This is a genomic window from Nonomuraea sp. NPDC049378 (assembly GCF_055586745.1).
Genome location: NZ_JBVJHP010000027.1, coordinates 111,918 through 120,186, shown reverse-complemented (window position 1 = coordinate 120,186; position 8,269 = coordinate 111,918). Strand labels below are relative to the sequence as shown.

9 protein-coding genes are annotated in these 8,269 nt (G+C 68.8%); 6 read left to right on the top strand and 3 right to left on the bottom strand.

Annotation, left to right across the window (positions count from 1 at the left end; genetic code table 11):
- A partial coding sequence (locus ACZ6SA_RS42175; RefSeq protein ID WP_465834668.1) for an RNA-guided endonuclease InsQ/TnpB family protein occupies positions 1-368 on the bottom strand: 368 nt, incomplete at its 3' end.
- A 116-nt stretch (positions 369-484) separates the two neighbouring features.
- Here ACZ6SA_RS42175 and ACZ6SA_RS42170 point away from each other — a divergent pair.
- From ACZ6SA_RS42170 to ACZ6SA_RS42145, 6 genes are read left to right on the top strand one after another with little or no spacing between them, the layout of a single operon-like run.
- A complete protein-coding gene (locus tag ACZ6SA_RS42170; protein ID WP_443153450.1) occupies positions 485-1,555 on the top strand; it encodes an ABC transporter substrate-binding protein in 1,071 nt (356 codons plus the stop codon).
- Between the two features lie 9 nt (positions 1,556-1,564).
- Positions 1,565-2,620: an ABC transporter ATP-binding protein gene (locus tag ACZ6SA_RS42165; RefSeq protein WP_347649414.1), complete on the top strand. Its 1,056-nt coding sequence runs from the start codon at positions 1,565-1,567 to the stop codon at positions 2,618-2,620.
- Positions 2,617-3,477 carry an ABC transporter permease gene (locus tag ACZ6SA_RS42160; protein WP_465834665.1) on the top strand — a complete coding sequence of 287 codons (861 nt, stop codon included), beginning with the start codon at positions 2,617-2,619 and terminating at the stop codon, positions 3,475-3,477. Before ACZ6SA_RS42165 ends, ACZ6SA_RS42160 begins: the two co-directional genes overlap by 4 nt.
- 9 nt (positions 3,478-3,486) lie before the next feature.
- Positions 3,487-4,278, top strand: coding sequence for an ABC transporter permease (locus ACZ6SA_RS42155; protein WP_347649412.1), 792 nt, complete (start codon positions 3,487-3,489; stop codon positions 4,276-4,278).
- 35 nt (positions 4,279-4,313) lie between these two features.
- Positions 4,314-4,961 carry an RraA family protein gene (locus tag ACZ6SA_RS42150; RefSeq protein ID WP_347649411.1) on the top strand — a complete coding sequence of 216 codons (648 nt, stop codon included), beginning with the start codon at positions 4,314-4,316 and terminating at the stop codon, positions 4,959-4,961.
- A gap of 23 nt (positions 4,962-4,984) precedes the next feature.
- Positions 4,985-5,791, top strand: coding sequence for a carbon-nitrogen hydrolase family protein (locus tag ACZ6SA_RS42145; RefSeq protein WP_465834662.1), 807 nt, complete (start codon positions 4,985-4,987; stop codon positions 5,789-5,791).
- Positions 5,792-5,806: 15 nt separating this feature from the next.
- Here ACZ6SA_RS42145 and ACZ6SA_RS42140 read toward each other — a convergent pair whose 3' ends face one another.
- The gene (locus ACZ6SA_RS42140) at positions 5,807-6,865 is read right to left on the bottom strand and encodes an LLM class flavin-dependent oxidoreductase (protein ID WP_465834660.1); all 1,059 of its coding nucleotides are present in this window, start codon (positions 6,863-6,865) and stop codon (positions 5,807-5,809) included.
- A 132-nt stretch (positions 6,866-6,997) separates the two neighbouring features.
- Complete coding sequence (locus tag ACZ6SA_RS42135) at positions 6,998-7,939, bottom strand: sulfotransferase (RefSeq protein WP_465834658.1); 942 nt, start codon at positions 7,937-7,939, stop codon at positions 6,998-7,000.
- Positions 7,940-8,269 lie beyond the last annotated feature (330 nt).

Below are 8,269 nucleotides of genomic sequence, written 5' to 3'. Positions count from 1 at the left end.
CGGAACGCCGAGCGGGTGTACTCCGCGCTCGCGCGTGCCTTCTTCCTGCTCTTGAAGGTGGGATATCGGGCGCGCTTGGCGAAGAAGTTCGCGAATGCCGCCTGAAGGTGGCGCAGCGCCTGCTGCAGCGGCACGGACGACACCTCGAACAGGAAGTCGTAATCGCCGCTGCGTTTCCACTCGGTCAGCTTCGCCGACGACTCCACGTAGGAGACGCGACGGCCTTCCATGGTGTAGGCGCGGGTGCGCTCTTCGAGGGCTTTGTTGTAGACGAGGCGGACGCAGCCGAACGTCCGGGCAAGCTCTTCGGCCTGGCCGGGGGTCGGGTAGAAGCGGTATTTGTAGGCCCGCTTCACGATCTGCGCCACGCGTCACACGGTACCACGCGATCAGCTAAGCATCGTGCATGTGTTCGATATGCGGCGCTGTGCCGCGTTTCCTCCCCAGGGCTGAAACCCGGGGTCTCCACGCTTAAGGAGATTCGATGAAGTTGAAGCCGTTGGCCGGCGGGCTGCTCGCCATTGCGCTGGCCACGGTGGCGGGCTGTTCCGGTAGTTCCAGCACCCCCACCAACGACGCGCCCGACGCAGGAACCATCACCGTCAAGGGATATTCGGGAATCTTCGAGGACGTCTTCAAGAAGTCCGTCATCGAGCCGTTCCAGAAGAAATACCCGAAGATCAAGGTCAACTTCGTAGGCTCGGCGAACTCCGCCGAGAACCTGGCGTCACTGCGCGCCGCGAAGAACAGTCCGGACACCGACATCTCCATCATGGACATCTCCACCTCCGGCACCGGCAACAAGTCCGAGGTGTTCCAGCCGCTCGACCCGGCCAAGGTGCCGAACATGAAGGACATCGACCCCCGGGGCAAGGTCGAGGGCAACTTCGGCCCGGCGCTGACGTTCGACAGCCTCGTCCTGCTCTACAACGACTCCGTCACCCCGGCCCCCACGTCGTGGGACGCCCTGTGGGACCCCAAGTACAAGGGCAAGGTCGTGGTGCCGGCCCAGCCCGACATCCAGGGCGCCGGCCTCATGCTCATCGAGAACGCCAAGGCGGGCGGCGACTACACCAAGTCCGTCGACCAGGGCATCGCCCGGCTCAAGCAGCTGGCGCCGAACGTGCAGACCTGGGCGCCGCAGCCCGACTCGTACACGCTCGTGCAGTCGGGGACCGCGGCGCTGGCCGTCGGCTGGAACGCGCGCGGCCAGTACTACGCCGACGAGAGCAAGGGCAAGCTCAAAGTGGCCATCGTGGACGAGCAGACCATCTTCCAGATCAACACCATCAACCTGGTGAAGGACTCGCCGTCCCCGGCCGCCGCGCAGACGTTCATCAACTACACGCTGAGCCCCGAGTCGCAGGAGGCCTTCACCGAGGCCATGTTCTACGCGCCCACCAACACCAAGGCGAAGCCGAGCGAGAAGGCGCTGAAGCGCACCTCGCTCGACCCGGCGAAGTCCGCCGAGATCCTGCAGGTCGACTGGACACAGGTGGCCGCCAATCGCGAGAAGTGGACGCAGTTGTGGCGCCGAGAGATCCTGGCGAGCTGAGGCGGCACGATGTCCTTCCTCCAGCTCGACGGGATCGTCAAGAAATATCCGGGGACGGAGCGCCCCAGCGTCGCGGACTTCACCCTCGGCATCGACCAGGGCGAGTTCGTCTCCCTGCTGGGCCCTTCCGGGTGCGGTAAGACGACGACCCTGCGCATGATCGCCGGTCTCATCGAGGCGACCTCGGGCCGCATCCACCTGGACGGCAAGGAGCTGACCAGGACCCCCGTCCACCAGCGCGGCATGGGCCTGGTCTTCCAGAACTACGCGCTCTTCCCCCATCTGAACGTCGCCCGCAACGTCGCCTTCGGCCTGGAGATGCGCCGCACCTCCAAGGCGGAGGCCAGACGGCGGGTCGAGGAGGCGCTCGACCTGGTCAGGCTGGGTCACCTGAGCGGCCGCCGCATCAAGCAGCTCTCCGGCGGCCAGCAGCAGCGGGTCGCGCTCGCCCGCGCCCTGGTCATCGAGCCGTCGGTGCTGCTGCTCGACGAGCCCCTGTCCAACCTGGACGCCAAGCTGCGCGACACCATGCGCGAGGAGATCCGGTCGATCCAGCGCAAGCTGGGCATCACCACCGTCTTCGTCACCCACGACCAGGACGAGGCGCTGGCCGTGTCCGACCGCATCGTCGTCATGTCGGAGGGCGTCATCGAGCAGGTCGGCACGCCCGAGCAGATCTACGAGCACCCCGCCAACCGGTTCGTCGCCAACTTCATCGGCCGCGCCAACCTCTTCGACGCCGAGATCACGCACACCGCGAACGGCGTCGCGGAGCTCGACGTGGCTGGGCTGGGGCAGCTGCGGGCCGTCGACGACCACGGCGCGAAGGGGCCCGCGACGGTGCTGGTCCGCCCGCACCGCCTGCAGTTGAGCAAGGCCGCCGCCGACGACGCCCACGGCACGGTCGAGACGGTCGTCTACGTGGGCGACTCCATCGAGTACGGCGTGCGGGTCGGGGACGACACCGTGTCCGTCCAGTCCGTGGCCGGCGCGGCGGAGCGCCTGGAGCGCGGCGCGACCGTCCGGCTGTCCTGGCAGGCCGAGGACGCCCTGGTACTGACATGACTGCGAAGACCCGCTCCACCCGGCTGACCGTGCTGGGCCTGACGGTGCCGGGGCTGATCGGCCTGGCCGTCTCCTTCGTCCTGCCGCTGGCCTGGCTCCTGCGGATGAGCTTCAACCGGGGGGACTCCACCGGGTTCATCGAGGAGACGTTCACCCTCGACTCGTACGCGCAGTTCGTCGGGGACTCCTACTACTGGGACATGGCGTGGGAGACCACGCTGCTGGGCCTCGGCGTCACGGTGCTGACGATCCTGGTGTCGTACCCGATCGCGTTGTTTCTGGTGCGGACCGAGTCGAAGTTCAAGGGCATCCTGGTGGCGCTGGCCGTGGCGCCGTTGCTGACGAGCTCGGTCGTCCGTACGTACGGCTGGCTCGTGCTGCTCGGCAACCAGGGTGTGGTGAACCAGGCGCTCCTGGGCGCGGGCCTGGTGGACCAGCCGCTCGCGCTGATCAACAACCGGCTCGGCGTCTACATCGCGCTCGTCGAGATCATGATGCCGTACATGATCCTCTGCCTGCTCGCGGGGTTCGGCCGGTTCAACCCCGAGCTCGAGCACGCGGCGCAGAGCCTCGGAGCCAACCGCTGGCGCACCTTCTGGCGGATCGTGTGGCCGCTCAGCATGCCGGGCGTGCTGACCGGGGCGCTGCTGGTGTTCGTGCTGACGATCAGCTCGTTCGTCACGCCGCGGCTGGTGGGCGGCGGGAAGGTCTTCTACCTGGCGACCGAGATCTACGACCAGGCGACGGCGACGCTCAACTGGCCGTTCGCCGCGGCCATCGCGTTCATCCTGCTCGCGCTCTTCGCCGTCGTCATCGTCATCTACCAGCGGGCGCTGCGGCGCATCGAGGCCCAGTAGGGGGGCGGCGTGACATCCAAGCTCAAGGGCTGGCCGACCAGGGTGGTCGTGACCCTGCTGTACCTGTTCCTCCTGGCGCCCATCCTCATGGTGGTGGTCATCTCGTTCGACACGCAGTCGACGATGTCGTTCCCGCCGCAGGGCTTCACCTTCCAGTGGTACGAGCGCCTGGCCCAGAACGCGGAGTTCATCCACGGGTTCCAGGTGAGCGCCGTGGTGGGCGTGGGGGTGGCGCTGCTGGCGCTGCTGATCGGGGTGCCCGTCGCGGTTGCGCTGACCAGGCACGAGTTCCGGTTCCGCGAGGCCCTGTCCGGATTTTTCCTGTCACCGCTGATGGTGCCGGCGATCGTCCTCGGGCTCGCGCTCCTGCTGGTCCTCGCCCCCCTCAAGATCACCGGAACGTACGGCGGGCTCATCGTGGCCCACCTGGCCATCACGGTGCCCTACGTCGTCAGGACCACCTCCATGAGCCTGATGACCATGAACCGGTCCTGCGAGGAGGCCGCCCGCACCCTCGGAGCGTCCCCCTGGCGCACGTTCACCCGCGTGACCCTGCCGCTCATCGCCCCCGGGGTGCTGGCCGGCGGCGTGATCGCCTTCCTCATCTCCTTCGACGAGGCGGTCATCTCCCTCTTCGTCGTCGGCCCGCAGGCCACCACCCTGCCCGTCGAGATCTTCCACTACGTGGAGAGCAGGACCGATCCGCAGATCGCGGCGCTGTCGGTCGTGCTGATCGCCATCAGCGTGCTGTTCATGGTGGTCATCGAACGGGCGGCCGGCCTGAAGAAGGTCCTCCGCTAGGACCTCAGCAGATATCAGTTATCGGGAGTTGTTTCATGTTCGTCCGCCATCCGTCCGCCCCCTCGATCGATCCCCGCATCGCCGAGGCCCTGAGCCAGGTCTGCACCTCGACCCTCGGCCACCTGCGTGATCACGGTTTCCCCCGAGGGCTGACGCCCAACGCGCGGCCGCTGAAGTTCGTCGGCACCGCGGTCACCGTGCGCCTGCCGCATCTCGACTCGACCGCCGTGCACGTCGCGGTCGACGATCTGCGGCCCGGCGACGTCCTCGTCGTCGAGCAGAGCGGCGACGAGCAGCGGTCGTGCTTCGGCGGGCTGGTGTCGTTCACGGCCAAGACCAGGGGGGCCGTGGGCGCCGTCATCGACGGGCAGATCAACGACATCGAGGAGATGGCCGGATACGGTTTCCCCGCGTACTCGCGGGGCGTCGCCGCCCACACCACGCGGATCTCCGGCATCGAAGGGTCCATCAACGTGCCGGTGTCGATCGGCGGCGTCGTGGTCACGCCGGGTGACGTGGTGTTCGCCGACTCCGACGGGGTGGCGATCCTCGACCCGGCCGAGGCGCTGGAGATCGCGGCGGTGCTGAAGAAGAAGGAGGACGCCGAGATCCCCGCCCGCGAGGCGATCGCGGCGGGCGGCCGCATTTCCGACTACTCAGGCGCGGCCAAGTACTTCGCATGACCGCCGTTACCCAAGGAGATCAGATGAGCATCAAGATCGCGGTGGCGCAGTTCGGCGCCACCACCGACAAGGAGTCGAACCTCGAGAAGGTGCGCGGGCTGATCGAGCGCGCCGCCGGCGACGGGGCCGGCCTGGTCGTGCTTCCCGAGAACGCGATGTACTCCAATCCCGACGTCACCGCCGACATCAGCGGCGCCGTGGAGTCGCTGGACGGCCCGTTCGTTGCGGCCGTCGGCGAGGCCGCCAAGCGCCACGGCATCGCGGTCGTCGCGGGCATGACGGAGAAGCTGCCGGACAACCCCCGCTCCTCCAACACCGTGGTCGCCTTCGACGCCGACGGCGCTCGCATCGGCGTCTACCGCAAGGTGCACCTCTACGACGCCTTCGGCTACAAGGAGTCCGACCGCATCCAGCCCGCGGAGTTCACGCCGCTGACCTTCCGCATGGGCGGGCTCACGTTCGGGGTGATGACCTGCTACGACCTGCGCTTCCCCGAGATCGCCCGGCTGCTCGTGGACGCCGGCGCGAACGCGGTCATCGTGCCCGCCGCCTGGGTGGTCGGCCCCGCCAAGGAGGACCACTGGACCACGCTGGCCCGCGCCCGCGCGATCGAGAACACCTCCTACCTGGTCATGTCGGGTCAGTCCGGCCCCAACTGCACCGGGCAGAGCATGATCATCGACCCGATGGGCACGATCGTCGCGTCGGCCGGCGAGTCGGAGGGCCTCGCGTCGGGCGCCCTGTCGGCCGAGCGGATCGACCAGGTGCGGGCCAAGAACCCCAGCCTGGCCAACCGCCGCTTCACGATCGCCGCCCTCCCTTCCGCGTGACGCGGGACCTGGCGCTCACCCGCGGAGCAGCGGCAACAACCGGTCCCCCTGGCGCTTGATCTCCGGCAGGTAGGGGGTGTCGGACAGGACGAAGTGGGTGACGCCGAGGGCCTGGTACTTGCGCAGCGACCTGGCCACGTCCTCGGCCGAGCCCACCAGCCAGGTGGTGCCCGCGCCGCCGCCGCCGTACCTGCCGGGCGAGGTGTAGAGGTTGTCGTCGAGCACCTCTCCCCGCGCGGCCAGGTCGAGCAGCCGCCGCTGGCCTACGGCGGCGCTCCAGTTGGGGCCGCGCCAGCCGTTGCCCTTCGCCATCTCCGCGACCTTGGCCTCGGCGTCGGCCCAGGCCTGTTCGGTGGTGTCACGCACCAGCGTGGTGATCCGCAGCCCGAACTCCAGCGGAGGGTGCTCCCGTCCGAGCTCCTCGCCGAGGCTCCTCAGCCGCTCGATCCGCGCGCGCACGCCGTCGAGCGGCTCACCCCAGAAGAGCTGGACGTCCGCCTCGGTGGCCGCCACCCGCTCGGCGGCCTCGGAAGCGCCGCCGAAGTAGAGCCGGGGGTGCGTGCGCTCGCCCCTGACGACGATCCGCGGCGTCACGGTGGAGCCGGTGACGCTGAAGTGCTCGCCCTTGTAGGTGACGTCCTCCTCGGTCCACAACTTCCGCACGATCCGCATGAACTCCTTCGTCCGGGCGTAGCGGTCGGCCTGGTTGCCTTCGCTGTCGCCGTACGCCGCCAGGTTGTCCTTGCCCGACACGATGTTGACCAGCACGCGCCCTCCGCTGAGGTGGTCGAGGGTCGCGGCCGCGGAGGCGAAGTTGGCCGGGTGCCAGTAGCCGGGCCGGATCGCGATGAGCGGCTGGAACGTGGACGTCCGCGCGGCCAGCGCGGTGGCGGCCGTGAACGTGTCGGGCCGTCCCCAGCCCGTGCCGATGAGCGCCCCGCCCCATCCGTGCGCCTCAAGGGTCCTGGCGTGCTCGGTCAGGGTCTCCAGGCTGTTGTGGTTCTCCACGGTGTCGTCGCCGCGGTGCCCGGGCTCTACCTGATTCGGGATGTACCAGAGGAACTGGAGGTTCATCAGCGGCCTTCCTGTCGCAAAACCTACCTTCCATGTAGGTATAGCCTAAATAATGAGTGGCCGGAGCCGGTGCTCGGCCCAGGGGTGCGCGCAGGAAGGGGGGCGTCGCCGGACCGAGTCCGTCACGCGGGGTCAGCGCAGCGGGTAGCCGTAGCGCAACATCCCCGGGGCGGTGAAGGCCGTGATCAGGCGGCGGCGGGCCGGGCGCATCGCCGACCTCCACTCCTCGTCCGCCTGGAGCGGCACCACGCCCGTACGGATGCGCATCGGGTTGCCCGCCACACTGTGATCGGCGGGCAGGTCGATCGTGCCGTCCCCGAGGAACGGCGTGCCGGCCGACGGCAGCCCGGCGAACTCCAGCACCCTGGACAGCTCACGGTGCGGCCGGGCCACGAAGTCCTCGTAGCGCAGGAGCGTCCACGGGGTGCTGGTCAGGCGGAACGACTCGATGGCGGCGTTGAAGGCCAGCCATTCGGCGGCGGTCTGCGCCGGGGAGTGGGTGGCCATCAGCCGCCCGTTCTTGTCGGCGCGCTGGACCTTGCGGGACCAGGAGTGGACGACGCCGTGCGGGCCTCGTACGAGCTGGACGATGCGCAGGTCGATGCCGGAGACGCGGCGCAGCAGCAGCGCCGAGGTGGGGAACTTGGAGGAGTCGACGATCACCGAGCTCCCGCTGACCTCGGCGATCCCCCGGTAGACGGCGGCCATGGTCTCGGCGTACCGGTGGACGCGCCGGGCGAAGGCGCCCGTGGCGCCGGGCAGGACGTAGCGCGGCACGTGCCTGATGCGCATGACGGAGCGGTGCAGCCTGGCCATCTCGGCGGCGTCGACGTTCCGCCAGCCGCCGAAGGCGGCCTGGCCGACCTCCTGCCAGAACGTGCACCGGCGAAATCTCCTGCTGCAGCCGCAGAGCTGGTTCTTGGTCACGCCCTGCGTCCAGAGGTAGCGCAGTTCGCCGACGCAGGCCGCGCCCTCGGCCGCGCCCAGCGCGCGGGAGACCAGGGTGCTGCCCGACCTGCCGTGGCCACCGACGAACAGGATGCGGATCGGCTGATGCGGGGGAGTCGGTGCCATGGTCACACCTGGGAGCGTGGGAAGAGGCGGGCTACGAATGGGGAAGCGATCGTGCTCGGGTTCATCCACCCCAACGTAGGGTCCAACCCCCTCCGGCCGAAACCGCTTCGGCGAACTGGGGCCCATCACAGGGAGGTCGAGGCTCGGCGTCGCCGACATCATGGGTCGGCGAGGAGCCCGGCCCTCGCCCACGCGAAGAGCCGCCGGCACGGTCGAGATTAACCTTTATTCAAAGCGGCGCCACTTACCGCTAGTTCCCTTTGTTCTGCACCGGCGGCCGCGGGCCGGTCTCCATGAACTCGGCTCCGGCCGCAATTCCCGCGACTTATG

What these genes read in the sequence shown, in the direction of transcription:
- ACZ6SA_RS42140 (WP_465834660.1), bottom strand. Translation starts at nt 6,865, where the DNA reads ATGAACCTCCAGTTCCTCTGGTACATCCCGAATCAGGTAGAGCCCGGG.
- ACZ6SA_RS42165 (WP_347649414.1), top strand. Translation starts at nt 1,565, where the DNA reads ATGTCCTTCCTCCAGCTCGACGGGATCGTCAAGAAATATCCGGGGACG.
- ACZ6SA_RS42160 (WP_465834665.1), top strand. Translation starts at nt 2,617, where the DNA reads ATGACTGCGAAGACCCGCTCCACCCGGCTGACCGTGCTGGGCCTGACG.
- ACZ6SA_RS42150 (WP_347649411.1), top strand. Translation starts at nt 4,314, where the DNA reads ATGTTCGTCCGCCATCCGTCCGCCCCCTCGATCGATCCCCGCATCGCC.
- ACZ6SA_RS42145 (WP_465834662.1), top strand. Translation starts at nt 4,985, where the DNA reads ATGAGCATCAAGATCGCGGTGGCGCAGTTCGGCGCCACCACCGACAAG.
- ACZ6SA_RS42135 (WP_465834658.1), bottom strand. Translation starts at nt 7,939, where the DNA reads ATGGCACCGACTCCCCCGCATCAGCCGATCCGCATCCTGTTCGTCGGT.
- ACZ6SA_RS42170 (WP_443153450.1), top strand. Translation starts at nt 485, where the DNA reads ATGAAGTTGAAGCCGTTGGCCGGCGGGCTGCTCGCCATTGCGCTGGCC.